This is a genomic window from Psychrobacter cibarius (assembly GCA_030686115.1).
Taxonomy (GTDB): Bacteria; Pseudomonadota; Gammaproteobacteria; order Pseudomonadales; family Moraxellaceae; genus Psychrobacter; species Psychrobacter cibarius_C.
Map to the genome: position 1 here is coordinate 3,254,669 of CP131612.1, position 23,874 is coordinate 3,278,542.

22 protein-coding genes are annotated in these 23,874 nt (G+C 43.5%); 10 read left to right on the forward strand and 12 right to left on the reverse strand.

Translation table 11 applies throughout. The features are described from left to right. Positions 1-36 precede the first annotated feature (36 nt). On the reverse strand, positions 37-2,835 hold the full coding sequence (gene acnA, locus Q6344_13865; protein WLG13659.1) for an aconitate hydratase AcnA: 2,799 nt from the start codon (positions 2,833-2,835) through the stop codon (positions 37-39). Between the two features lie 459 nt (positions 2,836-3,294). Here acnA and Q6344_13870 point away from each other — a divergent pair, with 459 nt between their 5' ends. Both Q6344_13870 and Q6344_13875 read left to right on the forward strand, forming a co-directional pair. Next, entirely contained in the window at positions 3,295-4,011 is a 717-nt protein-coding gene (locus Q6344_13870) for a metal-dependent hydrolase (GenBank protein ID WLG13660.1), read from the forward strand. A 45-nt stretch (positions 4,012-4,056) separates the two neighbouring features. Further along, the gene (locus Q6344_13875) at positions 4,057-4,647 is read left to right on the forward strand and encodes a YchJ family protein (GenBank protein WLG13661.1); all 591 of its coding nucleotides are present in this window, start codon (positions 4,057-4,059) and stop codon (positions 4,645-4,647) included. Between the two features lie 3 nt (positions 4,648-4,650). On the opposite strand, the gene Q6344_13880 is transcribed toward Q6344_13875, so the two are convergent. The 5 genes from Q6344_13880 to Q6344_13900 form a co-directional block, all read right to left on the reverse strand. Beyond that, complete coding sequence (locus Q6344_13880; protein ID WLG13662.1) at positions 4,651-5,115, reverse strand: type II toxin-antitoxin system VapC family toxin; 465 nt, start codon at positions 5,113-5,115, stop codon at positions 4,651-4,653. Then, the gene (locus Q6344_13885) at positions 5,112-6,227 is read right to left on the reverse strand and encodes an AAA family ATPase (protein ID WLG13663.1); all 1,116 of its coding nucleotides are present in this window, start codon (positions 6,225-6,227) and stop codon (positions 5,112-5,114) included. The genes Q6344_13880 and Q6344_13885 overlap by 4 nt, the downstream gene beginning before the upstream one ends. Before the next feature lie 73 nt (positions 6,228-6,300). Continuing rightward, a complete protein-coding gene (locus tag Q6344_13890) occupies positions 6,301-7,209 on the reverse strand; it encodes a class II glutamine amidotransferase (GenBank protein ID WLG13664.1) in 909 nt (302 codons plus the stop codon). Continuing rightward, a complete protein-coding gene (locus Q6344_13895; GenBank protein ID WLG13665.1) occupies positions 7,210-7,521 on the reverse strand; it encodes a DUF2007 domain-containing protein in 312 nt (103 codons plus the stop codon). It lies immediately after the preceding gene. Between the two features lie 50 nt (positions 7,522-7,571). Then, positions 7,572-8,819, reverse strand: coding sequence for a homoserine kinase (locus tag Q6344_13900; protein ID WLG13666.1), 1,248 nt, complete (start codon positions 8,817-8,819; stop codon positions 7,572-7,574). Positions 8,820-8,998: 179 nt separating this feature from the next. On the opposite strand from Q6344_13900, the gene hisF reads away from it, so the two are divergent. From hisF to truC, 8 genes are all read left to right on the forward strand, one after another. Beyond that, positions 8,999-9,781, forward strand: coding sequence for an imidazole glycerol phosphate synthase subunit HisF (hisF, locus tag Q6344_13905; GenBank protein WLG13667.1), 783 nt, complete (start codon positions 8,999-9,001; stop codon positions 9,779-9,781). Between the two features lie 176 nt (positions 9,782-9,957). After that, positions 9,958-10,479, forward strand: a complete 522-nt coding sequence (gene ribE / locus Q6344_13910) for a 6,7-dimethyl-8-ribityllumazine synthase (GenBank protein WLG13668.1) — start codon at positions 9,958-9,960, stop codon at positions 10,477-10,479. Between the two features lie 221 nt (positions 10,480-10,700). Further along, positions 10,701-11,573: a transcription antitermination factor NusB gene (gene nusB, locus Q6344_13915; protein WLG13669.1), complete on the forward strand. Its 873-nt coding sequence runs from the start codon at positions 10,701-10,703 to the stop codon at positions 11,571-11,573. Positions 11,574-11,575: 2 nt separating this feature from the next. Next, positions 11,576-12,616: a thiamine-phosphate kinase gene (gene thiL / locus Q6344_13920; protein ID WLG13670.1), complete on the forward strand. Its 1,041-nt coding sequence runs from the start codon at positions 11,576-11,578 to the stop codon at positions 12,614-12,616. A 3-nt stretch (positions 12,617-12,619) separates the two neighbouring features. Beyond that, positions 12,620-13,198, forward strand: a complete 579-nt coding sequence (locus Q6344_13925) for a phosphatidylglycerophosphatase A (GenBank protein ID WLG13671.1) — start codon at positions 12,620-12,622, stop codon at positions 13,196-13,198. Positions 13,199-13,455: 257 nt separating this feature from the next. After that, positions 13,456-14,838, forward strand: a complete 1,383-nt coding sequence (glmU, locus tag Q6344_13930) for a bifunctional UDP-N-acetylglucosamine diphosphorylase/glucosamine-1-phosphate N-acetyltransferase GlmU (protein WLG13672.1) — start codon at positions 13,456-13,458, stop codon at positions 14,836-14,838. 247 nt (positions 14,839-15,085) lie between these two features. Further along, positions 15,086-16,930 (forward strand): glutamine--fructose-6-phosphate transaminase (isomerizing), encoded by a 1,845-nt coding sequence (glmS, locus tag Q6344_13935; GenBank protein WLG13673.1) that lies wholly within the window; start codon positions 15,086-15,088, stop codon positions 16,928-16,930. Between the two features lie 155 nt (positions 16,931-17,085). Next, complete coding sequence (gene truC, locus Q6344_13940; protein ID WLG13674.1) at positions 17,086-17,856, forward strand: tRNA pseudouridine(65) synthase TruC; 771 nt, start codon at positions 17,086-17,088, stop codon at positions 17,854-17,856. A gap of 192 nt (positions 17,857-18,048) precedes the next feature. Here truC and Q6344_13945 read toward each other — a convergent pair whose 3' ends face one another. The 6 genes from Q6344_13945 to Q6344_13970 form a co-directional block, all read right to left on the reverse strand. Then, on the reverse strand, positions 18,049-18,984 hold the full coding sequence (locus Q6344_13945; protein ID WLG13675.1) for an EamA family transporter: 936 nt from the start codon (positions 18,982-18,984) through the stop codon (positions 18,049-18,051). A gap of 158 nt (positions 18,985-19,142) precedes the next feature. Further along, positions 19,143-19,442 carry a LysE family transporter gene (locus tag Q6344_13950; GenBank protein WLG13676.1) on the reverse strand — a complete coding sequence of 100 codons (300 nt, stop codon included), beginning with the start codon at positions 19,440-19,442 and terminating at the stop codon, positions 19,143-19,145. Positions 19,443-19,945: 503 nt separating this feature from the next. Continuing rightward, the gene (locus Q6344_13955) at positions 19,946-20,779 is read right to left on the reverse strand and encodes a sulfite exporter TauE/SafE family protein (GenBank protein WLG13677.1); all 834 of its coding nucleotides are present in this window, start codon (positions 20,777-20,779) and stop codon (positions 19,946-19,948) included. Positions 20,780-20,856: 77 nt separating this feature from the next. Beyond that, positions 20,857-21,357 (reverse strand): flavin reductase, encoded by a 501-nt coding sequence (locus tag Q6344_13960; GenBank protein ID WLG13678.1) that lies wholly within the window; start codon positions 21,355-21,357, stop codon positions 20,857-20,859. Between the two features lie 136 nt (positions 21,358-21,493). Further along, positions 21,494-22,540 carry a methionine synthase gene (locus Q6344_13965; protein ID WLG13679.1) on the reverse strand — a complete coding sequence of 349 codons (1,047 nt, stop codon included), beginning with the start codon at positions 22,538-22,540 and terminating at the stop codon, positions 21,494-21,496. Between the two features lie 53 nt (positions 22,541-22,593). Continuing rightward, complete coding sequence (locus tag Q6344_13970) at positions 22,594-23,631, reverse strand: DUF1852 domain-containing protein (GenBank protein ID WLG13680.1); 1,038 nt, start codon at positions 23,629-23,631, stop codon at positions 22,594-22,596. Between the last annotated feature and the right edge of the window lie 243 nt (positions 23,632-23,874).

Sequence of the window (23,874 nt, forward strand, 5' to 3'; positions counted from 1 at the left end):
GGTTGGGCTTTTTGTCATACTAAGCTCAATTGACCATTACGCAGCGTTTTTACTTTCAGCAGCTAACTGACGTAGAACATAGTGCAACACGCCACCATGACGCACGTACTCGCGCTCTTTTGGCGTCTGTAGCATGACATTGACATCAAAGCTCTCAGACGAACCATCGGCACGTGTAGCCGTGACTTTGGCGGTCTTGCTCTCGCCATTATCTAGACCTGTAATGCTAAGCACTTCAGAGCCGTCTAGATTATAAGTTTCTGCATTTTCACCATCTTTAAAGGTTAATGGCAATACACCCATACCGACGAGGTTTGAGCGGTGAATACGCTCAAACGAGCTGGTCAATACTGCTTTTACGCCAAGCAAAATTGTCCCTTTCGCTGCCCAGTCACGGCTAGAGCCAGAGCCATATTCTGCACCGCCAAGTACCACGAGCGGACGCTTGTCTTCTTTATACTTCATTGCCGCATCATAAATCGCCATTTCTTCGCCGTCTTGAAGCGTGGCGCTATCGCCTTTGAAGTAATAAGTATAGCCGCCCTCTTTGCCAGCCATCATGGTATTTTTGATACGGATATTGGCAAAGGTACCGCGCGTCATTACCGCGTCATTACCACGGCGTGAGCCATAGCTATTGAAGTCGGCTTGCATCACACCGCGCTCTTGCAAGTACTTACCTGCTGGCGAGTCTGGATCGATATTACCGGCTGGTGAGATATGGTCAGTGGTGATTGAATCGCCGAACAGACCCAAGATACGCGCGCCTTCGATATCAGGAATTCCTTCTGGCTCCATGGTCATTCCATCAAAGAACGGCGGGTTTTTAATATAAGTAGACGCTTCGCTCCACGGATACAACTGGCTATCGGCTGAGCTAATGGCGTTCCAGGCGGCACTACCGTCAAACACTTCACCGTAGTTTTTGCGGAACATATCCGCATCGATATTATTGGCAATCAGCTCATTGATCTCATCTGACGTTGGCCAAATATCTTTCAAGAAGACATCTTTGCCATCTTGATCTTGTCCTAACGGCTGCGTCGTTAAATCAATATCAACCGTACCTGCCAGCGCATAAGCCACTACCAATGGTGGTGACGCCAAATAACTGGCTTTTACGTGCGAGTGGATACGACCTTCAAAGTTACGGTTACCTGACAACACGGCAGCAGCGACTAAGTCTTTTTCTTCGATACCTTTTTCAATCGATTCTAAGAGCGGTCCTGAGTTACCGATACAAGTGGTACAACCATAACCCACTAAATAGAAGCCTGTTTTTTCGAGCTCGTCCATTAACTTAGATTTTTCAAGATAATCGGTGACGACTTTCGAACCGGGAGCCAATGAAGTTTTGACCCAAGGCTTAGCTTTTAGACCTTTTGCAGCGGCTTTTTTCGCCACCAAACCTGCACCAATCATCACCGCAGGGTTTGAGGTATTGGTACATGAGGTAATCGCTGCGATAACGACAGAACCATCACGCAATTTATGGCTCTTATCATCGATATTGACGTCAGAGAAAACATTAGGCTTAGCATAGAGTCTATCCGCTTGCTCCTGCTCGCCGCCTTCTTCATCAAAGCGTACCTTGCCTTCGACTTCTGATTTGCGGTCTTTGGTCATTTTTTCTAAAGTTTCGCCAAATTTTTCGTGCATATCAGATAAATTGATACGCTGCTGTGGCAAATTCGGACCGGCAAGTGCAGGCTGTACCGATGATAAATCAAGCTCTAGTTTACTTGAATACGTTGCCGCTGGGGTATCGGCATCGTGCCATAAACCTTGCGCCTTGGCATACTTTTCGACCAACTCAATCTGACTTTCTTCACGACCTGATAGACGCAAATAATCAATTGCCATTTGGTCAATCGGGAAAATACCACAGGTTGCCCCATATTCTGGTGACATATTGGCAATCGTCGCACGATCCGCCAGTGGCATACTGTGTAAGCCTTCGCCATAAAACTCCACGAATTTACCAACCACACCATGCGCACGCAGCATTTCAACCACACGCAATACCAAATCTGTCGCGGTAACGCCTTCAGTGAGTTTGCCTTTTAACTCAAAACCGACCACTTGTGGAATCAGCATTGATGACGGTTGACCAAGCATTGCCGCCTCCGCTTCAATACCGCCGACACCCCAACCAAGCACACCGATACCATTAATCATCGTCGTATGACTGTCCGTACCGAATACCGTGTCTGGATAAGCAGTCAGCTCACTTTTACCATCAACATTGACATCAGCAGCCATTACAACACGAGCTAAGTATTCAAGGTTAACCTGATGCACGATACCAGTGGCTGGTGGTACGACCACAAAGTTTTTAAACGCATTACGACCCCAATGCAGGAATTCATAACGTTCATTATTACGTTTAAATTCAATTTTTTCGTTCAAGTCTAGTGCATCTTCTCGGCCATAAGCATCGACTTGTACAGAGTGATCGACAACCAATTCACTCGGGATAAATGGGTTAATTTGCTCAGCTTTACCGCCAAGCTCAACCACCGCATCACGCATGGCTGCCAAATCGACAACTGACGGCACACCAGTAAAGTCTTGCAAGACCACACGGGCTGGCATAAAGGCGATCTCTTTTGACGCTTCTGCGCCTGCATCCCAGTTAGCAACGGCTTCGATATGGTTTTTGCCGACAGATTGACCATCATCTTCATTACGTAATAGGTTTTCTAAGACGATTTTCATACAAAATGGCAATTTACTGATGTGCTCAAAGGTTTCGGTCAACTTTGGCAAACTGTAATAGGCATGTTCCTTGCCCGCGACCGAAATGGTGTCTTTTACATTAAAAATATCACTCATGGTAGCTTCCTTATCGTTGTTATAGATCCTAAGCCCAAACGGTTATAGGTTTATGCTGAGGATTGGTGGCTAGATAGATGATTGTACGAGTTGCATTCAAAATCATTATTATTTGACACAGTAGAATATAAAGCTGAGTTAACAAAATAGCTAAGCGACCCTTTAGGACTTAACAATAACGCTCTTTTACCATAACAAAACGGCGGCGCTTTGTTAACGTCTAGACGTTGTCAAATCGTGGCATAATCGTAAACGTAACAAGGGTTTAACGTTCTATTATTAAGTATCAATATATTTTCCAAAGACATATTAGAATCAAAGGTAGTGGGTAAACCAGTCGCTGCATACGAGCCTTATCTGTTAGACGTTTGGCTGCGCTATGCTATTATGGTGCGCTTTTTACCGCTAGGCAAACGCCTCGAAACAATCGTTTCGCGCGCTATTTATTGATGAGTTTTTATGGCAAATTTTAACACCCACCTGAATGTTGCATTCATGGTCAGTGGTACACTCAGTTTGACAGTTTATAAAGCGGGATTGATTGATGATTCGGGGTTTTTAGTTTGCGTGGCGCTCGGCACTATCGGTGGGCTGCTGCCTGATTTGGATTCTGATAACTCCACACCGATTAAGCTTGGGTTTAATATCACCTCATTTATCTTTGCCTTTGGTTTGGTCATGCATTGGCGCAGTGAGCTGAGTTTGCTCGCCCTGATTGCATTATGGCTAGCAGGCTACGGCTTTATGCGTTATGTGGTTTTCTCTATTTTTACCAACATGACCGTGCATCGCGGCGTCATTCACTCCGTGCCTTATATGGCAATTTTGGGTTTGGGGCTGACTTATTTAAGCTACTACATCTTGCACCTCCCACTGACGGCAAGCTGGTTTTACGGTTTATTTTTATTCGGTGGCGCGCTAGTGCATTTGACATTGGACGAGCTATATAGTGTTAACTTATCGAATATGAAAATGAAGCGCTCATCAGGTACAGCGATGAAGTTTTATCAGCCTAAAGATAAGTGGTGGTATTTATTGCTATATACACTGCTCGCCATGTTGGTCTATTTTGCCCCGCCGTTTGATGCATTTTGGCAGCAGCTGCGCGACCCAGCACCATGGGCACAGCTAAAAGTTGGCATATTGCCAGAACTGATAAAAAGCATGCTGCGATAAAGATACGGTAAAGCAATAAAACCCAAGCAAAAATGAGAATAAAACATGCAACCTAATCTACACGTTTGCCCTTGCCAAATTAATCCACTATCAAGCGCTATCAGCTCACCACTACTTTATAAAGATTGCTGTCAGCCTTATCATGAGGCTGTTTATAATGATGCTCTTTATAATGGTGAGGTTGGCAAAGCAGAGGGTATAAAAGCGGAGACAGCCGAACGTCTTATGCGGTCGCGTTATAGCGCCTTTGTATTGATTAAGCCAGACTATATCGTCAAGACTACGCTACCCGCGCAGCAAAACTTGCTTGATATTAACGCGATTGAATCGTGGGCAAAAGAGACGAATTGGGCAGGATTAGAAATCGTAGCGCACACGCCAAAGTTAGGCAAACGCCATGCGCAGGTCGAATTTAGGGCTTATTTCAAGTCAACTAATAATGCAAGTAATTTAGAAGAGAAAGTGCAGGCGCATCATGAATTGTCTGCCTTTGTGAAGGTGACAGACAAAGTCAATAATGATGTACGCTGGTATTTTTTGGATCCGACTGTTTCAATGTCTGTGACGCAAAAGCAGCCGTGTGTTTGTGGTTCAGGTGAGAAGTTTAAGCGGTGTTGTGGGGTGTACTTGAGTTAGTAACTAAATTAGTTTTCCTTCGTAAAGAGTATATAGCTTCTCAAGCTGCGGCAAGTGCTTGTCATTAGATAGCAATTCGATATCATTAATCTTAGCCGTAGCAAAATGAAATATATCAAACTGACGTTTATCAATATTTTTATTGACATTATTTTCGTTGGCAATAAATTTATCTAATCGGTATAAATCAGTAGCCAAATCTGCGACGTCTTGACTGATATCTAAAGTAGTTAAGCTATTCATCACATTGATGTATTTTCCAATCTCACTATCTTGTTTCTTCCACAAAAAGTATCTAAGAAACTCATAACGAATAAGCGGAGTTATCACTATTTCTACATTGTTTAGCGCTATTTCACTATGTAATTCTTTCAAATTCTGTAAAAGTTGAGTATCATTTTCATCACTTTTACCTTCAAGCAAACTAATCAGATAATTTGTGTCTAGAAGCTTCTCTTTCTCTTTCATAATTGCCTTGCCTCTAACTGCTTAATTTTTTCATCTAATAAACTTAGTAATGCTTGTTTCGCTTCTGTTTGCTGTGGCGCATTATCTCGCGCTAACTTAAGACGATTGATATCAATATCAAAAGCATCCTTCAATAAGTCTACAAACGCTGCATTATTCGGATATTCTATTAGCTCTGTTTTTACTACCCCATCTCCTTTATCGCGATATAGCTCATAGGCTTCACCATGTTGTAATTGGCTAAGTACGATAGCGGAGTGAGTAGTGATATAAAAGGTAGTATTCGGGAATAGACGTTTCAAGGTAGGAATAATAGTCGCTTGCCATTTGGTATGAAGATGGCTTTCTATTTCATCAATGAAGACCACTCCTTTGACATAGGCAATATTCGTTTCGTTAGTAAAATAACTGTAGCCCGAAATAATGGATTGCATGATTTTCAGTATTGACGCAAAGCCGCTTGATAGTTCTGATAACTCAGTTTTCTTACCAGTAACTTTAATAAATACACGGTTATTTCCTGATATTTCAAGAAACTTACTATCAATTCGTTCATCCAATTTGTTAAGTAAATTTAGCAGTGTGGTGATTTCAACTTCGCGATTATCTTCGGCGGTTTGGTAAGGGTTAGCAGATTGAGCACGCTGAATTATCCATTGGTTTAATAGTTCACCCATTCCTAAACTATGCATTTTTTTATTATTCAAAGTCGAAAAACTTTCATCAATATATTTTTTTAAACGTGTATCCCGAGTACCAATGTTCTGATTTACATCTATTTCTTCATAATCAATGGTTCCACGATTCAAAGCACCAATCATGACTACAGCTGAATTATGACTTTCGAAGCCCTTTAAGCTTTTATCAGAGATATCATTAAATGTACGTCCATCAGAAATTATATTGTTAAATGCAAATAGTTCGTCACTCATAATACTGGCATAAAGGAGTCCGTTGGTAATGAAGCATAGAGTAAACAAAGCCTCCAAACACTTTGTCTTGCCGATACCGTTTTCACCAATCAGGCAGTAGACTCTTTGGTCAGGTTGAAAGCTGAGATGTACATCGCCTACGCCCACAAGCTGTTTGATTTGAATGTCATTGCCTAACATGGATTCACCTAATTTTTATTAAACTATTAATTTCATAGTGGAACAGCCAATTTAAAAATACAAGTCAACCATCCTAAACACTCGCTCCAACTGCACGTGCTACCGCAATCCCTTCATCAATCGTCAAAAACTTCCGCTGACTTGGGCTGTCTTTATAAATGACGTCGCCATCTTGAAATATCAGACACTCATTAACGGCTAACTGTTGCCATTTTTCATTTTCAGTCAATGGCACGGTCACTAGTATCGTCACTTTGTCGGTATCTGTCGTCACATCACCAAAGTTAATGGCTAAATCATCATCTGCTAATTTCGCTTCACCAAATGGTGCTTGACGCGTGAGATAAAACAATAAGCTCCCCGCATAAGCCAATTGCCAACTGCCATTCGATATCAAGCAATTAAACAAGCCATTGGCGGATAAATAACGACATTGGGTGGTCAAAAAGTTAAACAGCGTTTGGTCATCAGGGCGAGTTTTAAAGCTACTTTTTAAACGATTAACAAGGTAGCAAAACGCCATTTCAGAATCAGTTGAACCAACTGGCTGGCAATGTGAGGCGTTGCCGTTGTCTTGCAAGCGCTGACAGCGTTTGATAAATTCGCTATTCATCTGACCGTTATGCGCAAATACCCACTGCTCGCCCCAGACTTCACGGACAAAGGGATGGGTGTTCGCCAAACAATTCTGCCCTTGGGTGGCTTTACGAATATGAGCGATTACATTCATGGCTTTGATTGGATAGTTATTAACCAAATCAGCCACGGGCGATAAATGGCTTGGGCGATTGTCATGGAATAAGCGTAGACCAGTTGAAGCATTCTCTGGTTTGTCACTATTAGTGCATTCACTACGCTCAAAAAATGCAATACCAAAGCCATCCTCATGACTGTCGGTCATACCGCCACGACGACGAAACCCTGCAAAGCTAAAACCAATATCCGTTGGGGTATTACAGTTCATTCCTAGGAGTTGACACATTTATACTTCACCACCGTTATTGTCGTCTTGTGCAGAATTTAAAGTAGGGTTAATTTTGGCGGCTGACGTTTCATCAAACACCTCATAAGGCGTTGCCCCATCGGTGTCAATATTTGCCAAAATGCGCTTGGCGTGCGCCAAATCAGTATCCTGTACCCACAGCACAATCCCAGAGTTCATACCGGGCATCGCACTCAGCGGTTGCAGAGACACCGTAATACCATTGTTACGCAGCAGATTGGCATGTAACTCACCTTGCATATTGGTGTCGTAACGTGCCAGCTTGTGCCAGTTATCAACTTGATCGGTCATGATAAATTCCTTTTAAATATTTATAAATATAACTCGTTGCTATTATTCTATTAGCAACCGAAACCTTGTGACCAATTAATTTGATTTAACGGATAAGCATCAATATGGAAACCGTTTGGATAATCTTTAAAGCCAGATTGTGATTTTAATTGCTCAATAGCAGCTTGTGCTTGTTGCTCAGTCGCAAACACACCGATTATCTTAAAATCTTCGACATCGTTATTTTTATCATCATCTTTATAACGCGCATGCTCTAGTACAAATACGGTACTCTGCGCTTTTTCAACATGTGACCAATGATAAGCAGCAAGGCGTTTCATCAGGTCAGGATTTTTGACCATGATATTATCGCCCGTACGTCCTTCGGTACGGTTATAGTGAATAACGTTGAGACGCAATAGCCAAAAAATCACCGCCGCTTTTGCGAGCATCACTGGTAAGGCAAGTTTTTCATCTTCACCGAGCATGCGTTTCGACTCATAGCCTTGTAAGAAAGCCGCCATTTTGCTGCGGTCAAAATTCACTGACTCGCCTTGTTCAGCCATACCCCAAGTGGTACAAAAGTCATTGATCGTAATGGCAATATCCATCACATAGTGCTCGACGCTAACTTCGGTAAAGTCTAACAACCCAGTCAGACGCACTTCACCTTTTTGGCTATTATTTAACGATAAGTTCCATAGCGTGTTATCAGCAAACATATCTAAATGACATAAGCCTTTTGGCAAGCTGGCAAGCGGCAAATCCGTATAAGACTGCCAAATATCACTCATCAATTTGGCTTCGTCAGCTGGCATAAATTGCCTTTCACGATCGCGCACCTCGCTCCATGGGTATAAAGGCACGCCATATTCTTCCGCAGGTTGTAATGCTTGCAATGTCTCATGCAGCATCGCTAAAGCGGCGCCAATTTCATGACACATCGCTTGCGTCGTCTGCTGTGGATGCGAGCCTGCTAGGCATGGCACTAAGGTAATTGCTTTATTGTCATATTGAATGACATAGCATTTTTCTGCGCTATCAGCGCCTAAATCAAGCAATGCTAACGGCGCAGCGACCGGTAACTTACCGTGCAGTTGATTTAAGATAATCGCCATCTTTTCGATGTCTTCTGGTGGACGTTCTTCAAATAAGGTAAATACATAAGAGTGTGCGCCATCTACATCGTCAGTCGTCTGAATAAACCAGTTAGAGTTTTTGATACCTTGGGTGATCGGAATGGCACGGGCGAACGATACGCCAAAACGGTGGCAAAAATCGGCAAACTGGTCATCGGTTAACTGGGTATAGACGGACATGACATCTCACTTATGGCAATTAAAAGAGGGTAAATAGATACGGTAATGACAGTGATTGTACCGTGCATGAGCAAACTTTGGCTAAAAGCATAATAATCTTGCGAAAACCTGCCTGAGATGGCGGTGATTTTGCTAGACTAGCGCTTATAGAATGAATTGATTATAAGGCGAAAGTCCCTATGTTAGCAAAGCGTATCATTCCTTGTTTGGACGTTGATAATGGTCGTGTGGTCAAAGGTGTGCAGTTTGTCGATATCAAAGACGCAGGAGACCCTGTTGAAGTCGCAAAACGCTACAACGAACAAGGCGCTGATGAGATTACTTTTTTAGACATTACTGCGACCAATGATGAGCGCGATACCACCTATCATACCGTTGAGCGTATGGCGGAGACGGTATTTGTTCCGCTGACAGTTGGTGGTGGCGTGCGTAAGATTGCGGATATCCGCAACTTACTCAATGCAGGTGCGGATAAAGTAGCGATTAATTCAGCAGCGGTATTTACCCCTGAGTTCGTCGGTGAAGCGGCGCAGAAATTTGGTAACCAATGTATCGTCGTGGCTATCGATGCCAAACGCGTTGCTGACATCGATATCGATGGTATTAAAGTACCGCGCTGGGAAATCTTCACGCACGGTGGACGTAAGCCAACGGGCATTGATGCAGTCGCATGGGCGGTTAAGATGGCGGACCTTGGGGCCGGTGAGCTATTAGTCACCTCGATGGATGGTGATGGCACCAAAAAAGGCTATGATCTGGCATTGATGAAGCAAATTACTAGCCGCGTCAATGTGCCTGTTATTGCTTCAGGCGGCGTCGGCAATTTGCAACATTTAGCCGAAGGGGTGCTGGAAGGCGGCGTCGATGCCGTCCTTGCTGCCAGCATCTTCCATTTTGGTGAGTATACGGTTCAAGAAGCCAAAGCGTATATGGCAGCACAAGGCATACAAATGCGTCTATAGTACGCTCGTAAAATACAAATAAAACAGAAAAAAATGTTATCATAGCGCTAACCACTTATTTTCGTTCATTTAACTGATTATCTAACGGATAATAAGCCATTTGAACCTAGCGATATATTTAGCGCATTATTTATTCCTACATTTTAATTAAAAGCCCATTCGGCAAAGGATTTTTTATGTCAAATCTACAACAGCAGCGCAATGACGTGACTCACATCGATGGTAATTTACATCAAAACAAAGACGTTCGTATTGGTATCGTCGTCGGTCGTTTTAATGGTTTTGTGGTTGAGTCATTGGTAGATGGTGCAATTGATGCGCTACTACGTCACGGTGTACTAGGTAGCAACATTACCGTTATCCGTGTACCGGGTGCTTTTGAATTGCCATTGGTTGCACAGCGCGCTGCTGAGTCTGATCGCTTTGACGCCATCGTTGCTTTAGGTGCGATTATTCGTGGTAGCACACCGCATTTTGATTTCGTTGCAAGCGAATCTGCCAAAGGCTTGAGCGCTGTAGCGATGGATTACAACATTCCAGTCGCAAACGGCGTATTGACCACTGATAGTATTGAGCAAGCGATTGAGCGTGCTGGCACGAAAGCTGGTAACAAAGGCTCAGAAGCGGCGATGGTTGTACTAGAAATGCTTGCGGTACTATCACAGTTAGATATTGAAGATGACAGTGAAGATGCTTAATCAAGCCGTCATTTGATAGGCTGTTTGTTATTTAATGAGCGCTGTGGTTCTTATGAGCTTTCGTTTTTATCGAGACCACAGCGTCAGTGTTACAAAAACTGTTACCAAGTACGCTACAAAACTCGACTGGCAAAGCCTGCCAGCTAACTACTATTTAACATTTTATTTTAAAACTCTTATCTTAAAAACTTTTTATCTTAGCAACTAGGTATAGACCCCCTATGACTGACCAACTCAAGCGCGCTATCAGCGCTGCGAAAACCGCCCAAACCAATGATAAACAAGCTGAAGCCACGCGCATCGCGAGCAGCAGTGCGGGTGATCAAATCTTCGATATGAGTGAGTCTTCTTATAAGACCAGTCACACCGCTATCCGTAAAGCGCGACGCTTTGCGATGCAAGGTCTATACGAATGGCTTGTCACTGACCGCCGCTTCGATATCGATGGTAAGCTTGGCTGGAAAGACAATGCCCCACACGATATCGCTGCTCGTACCCGCGCGACCAATGCCATGCATACCGTACATATTGGCTATTATCATGAAATGATGCGTGACATCCCAGAGCAGATCGAGGTGCTAGATGTCCTTATCTCTCAGCATCTTGACCGTGAAATCGATAAATTGGACACCGTTGAGCACGCTATTCTTTTGATTGGTACTTACGAGCTACAAAACCGCTTAGAGATTCCTTATAAAGTGGTACTTGATGAAGCGATGAAGCTCAATAATCACTTTGGTGCTACTGACGCGCATAAATTGATTAATGCCGTCCTTGATAAAATGGCCGTAGAGCTGCGTGCTATTGAAGTAGAAGCAGATAGCAAAGCCAATTTACGCACCTCACAAAAAGCGGCTGCTAAACCTGTAATAAAAGCTGATACCAATGCTGACGATAACGCTGATATAGAAGATAGTGCTGATACAGCTGCCATTGAAGAAAAATCAACCGCTTCAAACAAGCCTCGTATTAGTGCCAATAATGCTACCGTCAAACGCAATAGTGCTAGTAAAGCTACTGCCAATATTAGTGACTTTAAAGCGAGCAAAAAAGCGATTGAAACAGACCGCACTGATGCAGACAGCAAAGACTAATCATGAATGAGTTTGAGCTGATTGAGCGTATATTCTCCCAAATGCAAGCTGCACAGTCATTGTCCAGCAGTGTCAATAAAGGCAGGGTCGAAAAAGGCATTGGTGATGATGCCGCGGTGATGTGCTTGCCTGTGGGTGCGCGCTTGGTTAGCTGTATTGATACACTCGTTCAAGGTCGACACTTTAGCGGCGATTGGGAGCAGGTAAATAAGCTTGCATTTGCCATCGGCTATAAAGCTGTAGTAGTGAATGTCTCAGATATTGCCGCGATGGGTGCAACTCCGCATAGTATTCTGCTAGCGTTAGCATTGCCTGAGCGCTTGGCGAATGAGCAATGGTTAAGTGAATTTGCTAAAGGCTTATTTCATGCTTGCCAGCTATTTGGGGTGACGCTGATTGGTGGTGATACCACGCGCAGCGACAATTTAGTGCTGAGTGTCAGCGCGCAAGGGTTACTCACCAAAGGGACGCCAGCCGTCTACCGTTCAGGCGCGCAAGTTGGCGATAAAATCTATGTCTCAGGCACGCTTGGCGATGCCGCTTATGCGCTACAGCATCCTGATACTGCTATCGGTATTGAGCTTGCGCATCGTCTACATATGCCAACGCCGCGTATTGCACTAGGTGCAGCACTAGCACAAATCGGTGCAACGTCAATGATAGATATCTCTGATGGTCTCTATCAAGACATTGGACATATCTGCCAACAAAGCAGCGTTAGTATGCGCATTCATCTCGATCAGCTACCTACTAGCAAAGCATTGGCAAACGCTGAGTTAACCGAGCGCTTGTTGTGCCAGCTGACTGGCGGTGATGATTATGAATTGGCTTTTACTTTGCCTGCTCATATTGAACCACCTGTTAATGACAGTAGCAACACGCCTGTTACCTGTATCGGCGAAGTCATAGCCGTAAATGAGCCAGATTCTATCAAAAATTTACCACCAGAGCTTTTTTATCAAGGACAGCCAATCACACCTACCCATCCCGCCCCCTTTACTACTTGGCCCAATCTGACGGGTTACCAACATTTTGCAGGTTAACCCATGATTGATCACAACCTATCTAAGCCTGATATCCGCAAAGCCAATGATTGCCCGCCGCTACCCGCCAATGCCAATATGCTTGACCGCGTAGTTTATTGGCTTGGATTAGGTTTGGGTAGTGGTCTGCCTCGCCGTGCACCCGGTACTTGGGGCACGGTTGGTGGCTTAATCGTCGCGATACCATTGCTAAGCTTAGGATTCGTGCCATTTTTGATTATTACCATTCTCTCTTGTGTGATTGGTAGTTGGATATGCGGTCGTACCTCAGAGCTAATGGGTGGTCATGATAACCCGCATATCGTCTGGGATGAATGGGCAGGCATGTGGCTTACCCTACTGCCGCTATCTTATATGGGTATCGCTGACGGCAATTTTTGGCAAAATATCGCCCAAACCTCTTCTATTGTTGCCATTATTATCGCCTTTATATTGTTCCGCTTTTTTGACATTATTAAGCCACCACCGATTGGCTGGGCAGATAAAAAAGTCGCGGGCGGCCTAGGTATCATGCTTGATGACATCATCGCAGGTATCATGGCAGCAGCCGTTTGGATCATTATTTATACCACCATCCTTTAATTGTTAAATTAGCCTCGCTTTTATATAAGCGACGGTCTTTCATAACCGATTGTCGTTTATAGTCCATCGTTTTTTTGACTCGTCCACTTTTTTAGTAATGCGTTTGTGACGATAGCCAATTTATCAGCAAGCCACCAGTAAATGGTAAGCCCATGACAAGCAACGTAAGTTACAAAGATGTCACGACATAGCGTTTTAGTTAAATGACGGTTTGCGTTATAATTTGAAATTATATTTTGTTACATTTGTAGGCTATTATGACAACTCCCCTCTCGGTAATCATCCTCGCTGCTGGCAAAGGCACGCGTATGCAGTCGGCTAAGCCAAAAGTGCTACAGACATTGGCTGGTAAGTCGTTATTGGGTCATGTCCTTGATACATGTCATCAATTAACGGTTGATGACACCATTATTGTTCATGGTTTTGGTGGCGAGCAAGTCCAAGCAGATATCAATGCTCAATATGCGCATCTGCCTATTACTTGGGTTGCTCAGACTGAGCAATTAGGTACTGGACATGCGGTGAAAGTGACCCTGTCAGAATTACCCAAAGAAGGGCAAAGCCTGATTCTCTATGGTGATGTGCCATTAGTCAGCTGCCAGACATTAGCAACACTACAAGCGGCTAACACCGAGGGCATGTCGATGTTGACGTTGACCGTAGACAATCCTTTTGGTCTCGGTCGTATCAAACGTGACAAAGACGGCAATATCGAAGCCATCGTCGAGCAAAAAGATGCCAGCGCCGATGAGCAGAAGATCCAAGAGATCAATAGCGGTATTTACTGCGTCGATAATGCGTTATTGCATAAATATCTGCCAAAGCTGTCTAATGACAATGCGCAGCAAGAATACTATCTGACGGATATCGTCAAAATGGCGGTCGCTGAAGGCATTAATATTGTCGCGATTGAGCCTGAGCATACCTTTGAGATTGAAGGCGTCAATAACCGCCAACAACTTGCTAGCTTAGAGCGCACGTGGCAAGGCAAATTAGTTGCCGACCTGCAAGAAGCCGGTGTACAGTTCGCTGATCCAAGTCGCGTTGATATTCGCGGTACCTTGACTGCAGGTCAAGACGTGTTTGTCGATGTGGGTGTGGTATTCGAGGGTGATTGTGTCTTAGGTGACAATGTTTATATCGAAGCGGGCTGTGTCATTAAAAACGCCCACATTGGTAATGCCTGTCATATCAAACCTTACTGCGTGATTGATCGCGCTGAGATTGGTGCTGGCGTTGATATTGGTCCTTTTGCCCATCTGCGTCCTGAAACGGTATTGGCTGACAATAGTAAAGTTGGTAATTTCGTCGAAATTAAGAAATCGACTATCGGTCATGGCAGCAAGGTTAATCACTTGAGTTATATCGGTGATACGACCATTGGTAAAGATGTCAATGTCGGTGCAGGTGTCATTACTTGCAATTATGATGGTGTCAATAAATCACAAACCATTATTGAAGACAATGCCTTCATTGGCTCGAACTCAAGTTTAGTGGCACCTGTGACTATTGGTGATACCGCTACGGTTGCCGCAGGTTCAGTGATTACTAAAGACGTCGACAGTAAAGCATTAGCCTTTGGACGGGCACGACAAACTCAGAAAAACGACTTTCAGCGTCCGACCAAAAAGTCAAAATAGCAATGGTCAATCACAAGCATTCTGTACAGTATCTATTGAAGTAATACTAAGCAGCATGACAATTTTTGTGATGCTGCTTCCTTATATTTATAACGTCAAAATTGTTAGTATAAAAGCTCTGCCAGTATGGACTTCTATTATTTATTGACTGAACATTATCGCCTCTCAAAGTATTTGAGCGGTTAAGCATTGAAACATTGAAGCCTTTAAAAATCAAAACATGAAACATCGAATTTAAGGAATAGTTATGTGTGGAATCGTTGGAGCAGTCGCTGAGCGTAATATCGCTAGTATCTTACTTGAGGGTCTTAAGCGTCTAGAATACCGTGGTTATGATTCTGCCGGTCTGACCGTCATTCGTGATGGCGAACTCCATCGCGAGCGCCAAGTGGGTAAAGTGCAAGCATTGGTCGATGCTGTGGCAGTTAATCCTGAATTTTTCGATGGTCATATTGGTATTGCGCATACACGTTGGGCCACCCATGGCGAGCCGGCACAGCGTAATGCCCATCCGCATGTTTCAGGCAAGATTGCTGTGGTACATAATGGTATCGTTGAAAACTATGCCGAGTTAAAAGAAGAATTGATTGCTAAAGGTTACGTATTTACGTCGCAGACCGATACCGAAGTCGTCGCCCATCTAATCAATGATATCTACAAAACCACACCCGATTTACTAGAGGCGGTTCGTGCCGTTATTCCGTTATTACATGGCGCATTTGCCCTTGGTATTCTGCATATCGATTGCCCAGATGAGCTGATTACTGTTCGTTTGGGCTCTCCACTGGTGATTGGTGTGGGTATCGGTGAGAATTTTATTGCTTCTGATCAATTAGCCTTACTACCGGTCACCAATCGATTTATGTACTTAGAAGAAGGTGATATCGCCAAATTGACGCGCAGTAGCATTCAGGTTTATGCCGATGGTGTCGAAGTAAAACGTCAGATACATGAAATTGATGCGGCACAGCACAATGCGGATAAAGGTGAATTTAAGCATTATATGCTCAAAGAAATCTATGAGCAGCCAGACGCGGTTGCCCGTACTGTTGAGATGGCTGTAGATAGCGATGAGCCGTCTAAACTGCGTGATGATTTTTTGCAGCGTCATGAAGTGCAATTAAAAGGCATTAAGCATGTCCAAGTCATCGCTTGTGGTACCAGTTACCACTCAGGCTTGGTCGCAAAATATTGGTTTGAGAGCCTTATTCGTGTGCCTTGTTCCGTTGAAGTCGCTAGTGAATTCCGCTATCGTAATCCTGTCGTCATCGACAACACACTTGTCATTTGTATTTCTCAATCTGGCGAAACGGCAGACACGTTATCGGCGCTACGTGATATTCAAAAGCACACGCCAGCAGGTCTAGTTAGCTTAGCCTTATGTAATGTACCAACATCATCTTTGGTACGTGAGACGGATATCTTTTTACCAACGCTTGCTGGTCCCGAGATTGGTGTTGCTTCTACCAAAGCTTTCACCACTCAGCTCGCCGCTTTAATGCTATTGGTCTTAAAAGTGGGTGTCGTTCAAGAGCGCATGACTGGCGAAAACCTGAGTACCTTGCTTGGTCAATTACAAGAACTACGTGGTCAACTACATGCCAGCTTAAACCTCGATGCGCCTATCAAAACCATGAGTGAGCATTTTGAGTATAAAAAGAGCTGCTTGTTCTTAGGTCGTGGTTTGCAGTTCCCTATTGCCTTGGAAGGTGCACTGAAACTAAAAGAGATTTCTTATATTCACGCCGAAGGTTATGCGGCAGGTGAGCTCAAGCATGGACCATTGGCATTGGTCGATAAAGACATGCCTATCGTCGTACTAGCGCCAAAAGACAGCATGTTTGATAAGCTAAAAGCCAATATGCAAGAAGTACACGCGCGTCATGGTGAGCTGTTCGTTTTTGCCAGTGAATCTAGTCAAATGGTCGCAGAAGACAGATTGCATGTGGTCTATGTGCCCGATGTTTGTGAAACGCTTGCCCCTATCGTCTATAGTGTACCAGTACAGCTATTGTCATATCATGTCGCCGTAATGCGCGGCACAGACGTCGATCAGCCACGTAACCTCGCAAAATCAGTGACTGTTGAGTAATTTAAGTAATTGATTTTTGCACCGAATCCTTCGCTATCTGGTACGAATAAGATAGCGAAGGATTTTTTTGTGAATAACGAATAGAAAAATATCAGTAATTTATATAATTCAATCACTTATATAATTACTGTATCTACAGTATGGACAATGAGAACATGGATATCGAAAGCGACACCGCCAATCAAATCACTAACCAAATAGAAATAATCTATGAAGATGAATTTCTGGTGGCAATTAATAAAGAGGCTGGTCTATTGGTGCATCGCAGTTGGCTGGATAAAGGCGAGACGCGCTTTGCCATGCAGCTCACCCGTGATGCGGTAGGTTGTCATGTATTTCCAGTGCATCGGTTAGACAAGCCTACGTCAGGCGTATTATTGTTTGCCAAGAGCTCAGCCGTGGCGCGCAGCCTTGGCGAGGCTTTTACTGAACACAAAGTTACCAAGCAGTATTTAGCCGTGGTGCGCGGCTATATGCCAGAACAAGGCACCGTCGATTATGCGTTGAGCTTTCAACCCGATGCCATCGCCGATAAGTTTGCCGATTTGGACAAACCCGCTCAAGAGGCGGTGACCCATTGGCAAAGTTTGGCACAAATCGAGCTACCATTTGCTGTATCAAAAAAACATGATACGAGCCGCTATAGTCTTGTGCGCTTGACACCCGAGACTGGGCGCAAGCATCAGCTGCGCCGGCACATGCGACATGTATTCCATCATATCGTGGGTGATACCAGCCACGGCGATATACGTCACACACGATTTTTTCGTACTCACTATGATTGTACGCGCATGCTGCTGCATGCTCAGACTTTAGCGCTCAGCCACCCCGTCACTGGTGAGCCATTATTGCTAAAAGCTAAATTAGATGACCAATGGATGCGTATCTTAGAAGAGTTTTCTTGGGTGGACAGCGCTAAAGGTTAAACAGCGTAGGTTTTATCTTAGATAGTCATATGAAAGAAGTCGATATACTGATGCTAGATATGAAGGTTCGATACCCTAGTAAGGACTTGAACCTTCGGCTATGAGCTTTTGGATTTTTATTTTTATTTTTATTTTTATTTTTATTTACCGTAAGCGCTGTTCTAGGAATAAGAACAGCTAACATCATATTGGCTAGCGCTTTCTTCCCAGTTTTATTTTTATATTCGCTAGCACCAACCCCGACAATATCAATATCATTGCCAGCATCTTCCACCATGTCACGATCTCTCCTGTAAGTAGCACTGAGGTTGTCATACCGAATACTGGCACCAATAGAGCAAACGGCATAACCTTGGAAGCCGTATTTTGACTAAGCAGATGCGCCCACAGTCCAAATCCTATCAGCGTTGAGACATACACGATAAACCCAAGTGATAACCAAGACTTAAGCGATGCCTCGGTAAACGTCGCCAGCTGCCATGCCTCGGTCTCAAATATGAGAGAAGATAGCGTTAAAATCACGCAAGCGATCAGACCACCCCAAACCACGAGAGCGAGAGCAGACAACGCGGATGCCTTATTACTTCCAGTATTAGACGGAATAATAGCCCCGTCTGATCCTTGCTGCGTCGCTTGTGTTGACGCCTGTTTTGAAGCAATGTTTCCAAAGCTCCAACCTATGGCCGCAATCAAGATACAGACAAACCCAGCCAGAGGCATATCACCACCAAGGTTCAACGCGATGACGCTAAGCCCTAGCACACCGACCAGCATACCGATGATTTGCATGCGACTCACTGCCTCACCCAGTATAAAATACGCCAACAATACGGTAATAAAAATTTGAATTTGTAGCAATAGTGCCGTCAATCCTGCTGATGCCCCTAAGTGCATGGCAGTGAATACAAAAGCATACTGCATGACAAACGTACCGATAGCATAGATAAGTAATGTACGGTTAAATTTGGGCGGCTTCAGAAAGAAAACCAGTGGCACAGCGGTAAAGAAGAAACGCAGGGCGGTGAGCATTAGCGGTGGAAAGCTTTCAAGTCCCCATGCAATAAAGGTAAAGTTCACACCCCAAATAAAAGTAACCAGTACAGCCAATGCAGTGTATATAGGAGTCATATCGTTGGCCTAAGAAATTATGGCTGGTTATTATATTTAAAAAAATTTTATGACAATCTCGTATTAACCATAGGAGGCTTTTAGAGAGTGAGTAATACACTTACAAACAATAGAACGGCAATGAGCATTAATGCTGCACCGCCTATTTTTGTAATTAACTATAGGTTATCTTGAGCTTTCCATAGATACCGGCTGGCTAAAGCAAATGCTTCTGCGTAGCAAAAATGGATCAGTAAAACCAATAGGCAAAAAGCTGAAGCTAAAATGAGAAATTGAGAAAGATAGGTTTGCTCAGTATCGATAAATTGCGGAAATACAGCCATAAAAAATAAGATAGGTTTTGGGTTAGAAAGAGAGGTTAGCAAACCCTCTTTGAATAACCTACCAGCACTTGTACTACTCACATCTAACGTGTTGTCAGACTCTAGGACAAATGATTTTCTTTTTCCAAAGGCCATTTTAAAACCCAAGTAGAATATATATTGCGCCCACTAATTGAATGGCCAAGAACATTTTCTTTGATGTTGCAATCACTAGTCCAATACTAGTAGCTGAGACAATAGCCGCGCCTAGCATTCCTAGAGAGATACCTAAGATGCCATAAGCTATTTTTTTCGACCATGCGTCAGGGGGTTTGTAATACTTAGAATGACATCAGGACTTGGGCTAGCAATAGTGGCAGAGGCGATAAGAACGTATAAGGCAATATTACTCATTAAACACGACTACCATAGTAAGCTTTTGTTGGCATTCTAGCATTTAATTTATATGGCAAACCATGCTTATTTCAGAAAGGACAGTCATTCTGAAAAACAAAAATACGTATACCCAACAGAACCCAGATACTTCACCCTTTAGACCCATTAATAGACCACTTAAAGCAGACTGATATAAGAGAACCACTCAAAATAAACCTTTGAACTATCTAAACGTTGCAGTTTAAACACGCCAATATAAAGACTTAAACCAATCCCTTATACAGAAAGTAACACCCTACAACCGTTAATAACAACGCAAAGCATTTTTTCAATAATTGCGGTGATAGTATATGAGCAACTTTCGCGCCTAGCTTGGCGGTAAAAAAGCTCATGATGCTGATCCCTAAAAAGGCATAAGTGTGCACAAAGCCAATGGTGTTAGGCACATCAATTCGTTGCTGCATCCCAAAAAACATAAAACCTAATGCCCCAGCTATGGCAATCGGCAGACCACAAGCAGCTGAGGTGCCAACGGCTTTTTGCATGACTACACCATAACGCGTGAGATAAGGCACGGTTAAGCTACCGCCGCCAATACCGAAAATGGCAGAAGCGATACCGATAACCCCACCTGCTGCTAATTGCCTAGGTTTTGAAGGCAGTTGTGTATTAGCATCGTCGGCACTACTAGAATTGGTAGCAGGATTAGCTACCTGTTTTTTCCCACCGAAAAACATCTTGTAGGCGACCCACAGCAAAAATACGCCAACAATGAGCTGAAGGTACAGCCCAGATATCTGCCCTGCAATCCCTGCCCCTAAAAAGCAACCAATCGCTAAGCCTGGTGCCAGATTTTTGAAGACAGGCCACATGACTGCGCCTTTTTTATTGTGTGCCATGAGCGAGCTGATCGAGGTGACAATGATGGTCGCCAATGACGTACCTAATGCCAAATGCATGATATTGTCAGGGCTGTAACCCATTTGCGTAAAGACGATGAATAATAATGGTACGATAATCGTGCCACCGCCTACACCAAATAGCCCCGCAGCAAATCCTGCTAGCGCACCTATGATTAAAAAAATGATTAATTCCACGGGATATTTACTTCTTATGTAGAGTTAGTACGATGGTTATTTTAGTTCAGTGACAATCAATCAGTTAAAAAGCCAAATTAAGCGATTTCTGCTTGATCCACTTGACCAACCCGAGAATAGGCACGATTAAAATACACCAAACTCTCCTCTTGCTCACTTTGTCTAATGGCGACCACCCGGCACATGAAAACACTGTGCGTGCCCACTTGCTGAATGTCCTCAATCTCACAATCAAAACTGACCAACGCATCTTCTAAAACGGGAGCGCCTGTTTTAAGCGGTGACCAAGAGCCGTATTCAAATCGCTCTTGTGAACTCAATTTGGAGGCAAAAGCGTTAGATATTGATTCATGCTGTGCACCTAAAACATTGACACTTAACGTTTTATTTTCAATAAAATGGGCATGTGAGCGAGATGTCTGATTCATGCAAACCAGCAATGTTGGTGGTGTATCGGTAACGCTACACACCGCAGATGCGGTAAATCCATGAGTACCAGCGCTGCCTTCTGTGGTAATGACATTGACCGCTGTTGTTAACAAAGACATACCGTCTCTAAAATCGGTGGCTTCAATCATGACTTAACTCCTAAATTTTAAATCTTTAAGTTCATTGATAACTGAGGTCACTCATGAGTTTAAACAAGCTGGTATAGACAGGGTTAAAAACCCAACCTATAAAAGCTAAATTTTGCATCAGTTTATTCAATGAACCCTAAGCGGTCAGTTCTTGACGCACGATTGCTGCGCCTGCACTTAACGCTTGCAGCTTACCTCGTGCCACTTGTCGAGACAACGGTGCCATGCCACAGTTGGTTGAAGGATACAACTTATCCGCATCGACGAATTGCAATGCTTTGCGTAGTATATTGGCCACTTCTTCAGGGGTTTCAATGGTATTGGTTGCCACATCAATGGCACCAATCATCACTTTTTTACCGCGGATCAATTCAATCAAATCCATGGGAACATGTGAGTTTTGACACTCTAAAGAGACAATATCAATATTCGACTGTTGCAATTTAGGGAATGCTTGCTCATATTGACGCCACTCTGAACCCAGTGTCTTTTTCCAATCAGTATTGGCTTTGATGCCATAACCGTAGCAGATATGCACCGCCGTTTCACACTTTAGACCTTCAATAGCACGCTCTAACGTGGCAATACCCCAGTCGTTGACGTCATCAAAGAACACATTAAATGCAGGCTCATCGAATTGGATAATATCCACCCCAGCCGCTTCTAATTCTCTGGCTTCTTGATTGAGGATTTTAGCAAATTCCCAAGCCAATTTTTCACGGCTTTTATAATGACCATCATACAAGGTATCAATCATGGTCATCGGACCGGGCAGTGCCCATTTGATCGGCTGATCGGTCTGTGCACGTAAAAACTTAGCATCATCAACAAATACAGGTTTTTGACGGCTTACCGCGCCCACGACTGACGGCACACTGGCATCATAACGATTACGAATGCGCACGGTCTCGCGCTTCTCAAAATCGACGCCATCCAGATGTTCAATAAAGGTGGTCACAAAGTGCTGACGAGTTTGCTCGCCATCACTGACAATATCAATGCCTGCATGTACCTGTTCTTGCAATGTCAAACGTAGCGCGTCTTGTTTGGCTTCAAACAGTTGCTCACCTTCTAATGCCCATGGTGACCAGATTTTTTCAGGTTCTGCAAGCCAAGAAGGTTTCGGTAAACTACCTGCGGTAGACGTCGGTAATAATTTTTTTGTCGGTAATAGTAGTGTCATACGATTCATCTTCTTATTTATTGGTATTCTCATTTCAGCCAGATTGAGCGTGTTTAGGCAGCGTATTCTTTATTCGCACATGCTTCTGCCGCATGCTCATTTACATCATAGCTTGCTGCCCACTCATTAAGAATGGTTCGGTATGGCTTGATGAACTGCTCTTCGGTGAACTTACCTTGTGTCACTGCCATCTGACTACGCTCTGCGCGATCATAGACGATTTGCGTTAGGGAATAATCTTGGTACTTCAAACTCGGTTGATACACTTGACCCGCTGCCGAATTGGCATTATAAATCTCAGGACGATAGATTTTTTGAAACGTCTCCATGGTACTAATCGCACTGATCAGCTCAAGATCGGTATAATCGCTCAGCAAGTCACCCGCAAAATAAAATGCTAATGGCGCGGCGCTACCCGTAGGCATAAAGTAGCGAACGGTTAAGCCCATTTTGGAAAAGTACTCATCGGTTAGTGACCCTTTGTTCAAAGAGCAGCCATCTTGTTTGTATTCAACGCCCAATACAGGGTGCTGATTGGTTGTACGTTGATAGGTTTTACTGGTGGAAACACTCAAGCAAATCACAGGATTTTTAGTGAAATTAGCTTGGTAAGCTTCTGAATTTAATAAATACTGAAACAGTTTGCCATGTAAATCACCGAAATCTACTGGCGGCGCAGATGATGGATGTTTATCGAAATGGTCTAATAAGACGACGCTAAAGTCATAATCGCGCACATAAGATGAGAAACTATTACCAATCATACCGTCAATACGGGTGTTTTCTTTATGATCCACAATCGTTGTTTGCAGCATCTCGATGATAGGGAAAGTATCGCCATTTCCTGCAACATCCATGTCGACAGAAATAATATCAACCTCAACAGAATAACGATCTGCGGTGGGATTATCCCAATGTGCCAAGGCATTAAAACGATTATTTATCATTCTTAATGTTTTGCTTAAGTTCTCTTGACGATGCTCGCCACGCGCCAAATTCGCAAAGTTCGTCGTCAGACGCGTGCTATTTGCAGGATGATAGTTTTCATCAAAACGAATGCGCTTAATGGCACAACTAAATTCTTTACTCATGATAATCCGCTACCCTAATCTACTCTCATTATTTGAGATAAAACCAAATTTGTGTATGAGGTGAATCATACCTAAACTATCACATGAATAAAAACGATACTATTTAAATATAAGATGAATATAATTCATGTTAATTAAATTATGGTATGACATGAGATTGGATAGCGGAGACTTTATGACTTGCTCGATAGGATCATTCAGCAAAAAATAAGCCTGTAGAAAAATGAGCTACGCTAATGAAAG

Excerpts from the sequence above, each read along its gene's own strand:
- glmU (WLG13672.1), top strand. The coding sequence starts at position 13,456 with ATGACAACTCCCCTCTCGGTAATCATCCTCGCTGCTGGCAAAGGCACG.
- hisF (WLG13667.1), top strand. The coding sequence starts at position 8,999 with ATGTTAGCAAAGCGTATCATTCCTTGTTTGGACGTTGATAATGGTCGT.
- Q6344_13970 (WLG13680.1), bottom strand. The coding sequence starts at position 23,631 with ATGAGTAAAGAATTTAGTTGTGCCATTAAGCGCATTCGTTTTGATGAA.
- Q6344_13870 (WLG13660.1), top strand. The coding sequence starts at position 3,295 with ATGGCAAATTTTAACACCCACCTGAATGTTGCATTCATGGTCAGTGGT.
- Q6344_13960 (WLG13678.1), bottom strand. The coding sequence starts at position 21,357 with ATGATTGAAGCCACCGATTTTAGAGACGGTATGTCTTTGTTAACAACA.
- glmS (WLG13673.1), top strand. The coding sequence starts at position 15,086 with ATGTGTGGAATCGTTGGAGCAGTCGCTGAGCGTAATATCGCTAGTATC.
- truC (WLG13674.1), top strand. The coding sequence starts at position 17,086 with ATGGATATCGAAAGCGACACCGCCAATCAAATCACTAACCAAATAGAA.
- Q6344_13945 (WLG13675.1), bottom strand. The coding sequence starts at position 18,984 with ATGACTCCTATATACACTGCATTGGCTGTACTGGTTACTTTTATTTGG.
- ribE (WLG13668.1), top strand. The coding sequence starts at position 9,958 with ATGTCAAATCTACAACAGCAGCGCAATGACGTGACTCACATCGATGGT.
- Q6344_13890 (WLG13664.1), bottom strand. The coding sequence starts at position 7,209 with ATGTGTCAACTCCTAGGAATGAACTGTAATACCCCAACGGATATTGGT.
- Q6344_13900 (WLG13666.1), bottom strand. The coding sequence starts at position 8,819 with ATGTCCGTCTATACCCAGTTAACCGATGACCAGTTTGCCGATTTTTGC.
- Q6344_13895 (WLG13665.1), bottom strand. The coding sequence starts at position 7,521 with ATGACCGATCAAGTTGATAACTGGCACAAGCTGGCACGTTACGACACC.
- Q6344_13925 (WLG13671.1), top strand. The coding sequence starts at position 12,620 with ATGATTGATCACAACCTATCTAAGCCTGATATCCGCAAAGCCAATGAT.
- nusB (WLG13669.1), top strand. The coding sequence starts at position 10,701 with ATGACTGACCAACTCAAGCGCGCTATCAGCGCTGCGAAAACCGCCCAA.
- Q6344_13965 (WLG13679.1), bottom strand. The coding sequence starts at position 22,540 with ATGACACTACTATTACCGACAAAAAAATTATTACCGACGTCTACCGCA.
- thiL (WLG13670.1), top strand. The coding sequence starts at position 11,576 with ATGAATGAGTTTGAGCTGATTGAGCGTATATTCTCCCAAATGCAAGCT.
- Q6344_13875 (WLG13661.1), top strand. The coding sequence starts at position 4,057 with ATGCAACCTAATCTACACGTTTGCCCTTGCCAAATTAATCCACTATCA.
- Q6344_13885 (WLG13663.1), bottom strand. The coding sequence starts at position 6,227 with ATGTTAGGCAATGACATTCAAATCAAACAGCTTGTGGGCGTAGGCGAT.
- Q6344_13950 (WLG13676.1), bottom strand. The coding sequence starts at position 19,442 with ATGGCCTTTGGAAAAAGAAAATCATTTGTCCTAGAGTCTGACAACACG.
- Q6344_13880 (WLG13662.1), bottom strand. The coding sequence starts at position 5,115 with ATGAAAGAGAAAGAGAAGCTTCTAGACACAAATTATCTGATTAGTTTG.
- acnA (WLG13659.1), bottom strand. The coding sequence starts at position 2,835 with ATGAGTGATATTTTTAATGTAAAAGACACCATTTCGGTCGCGGGCAAG.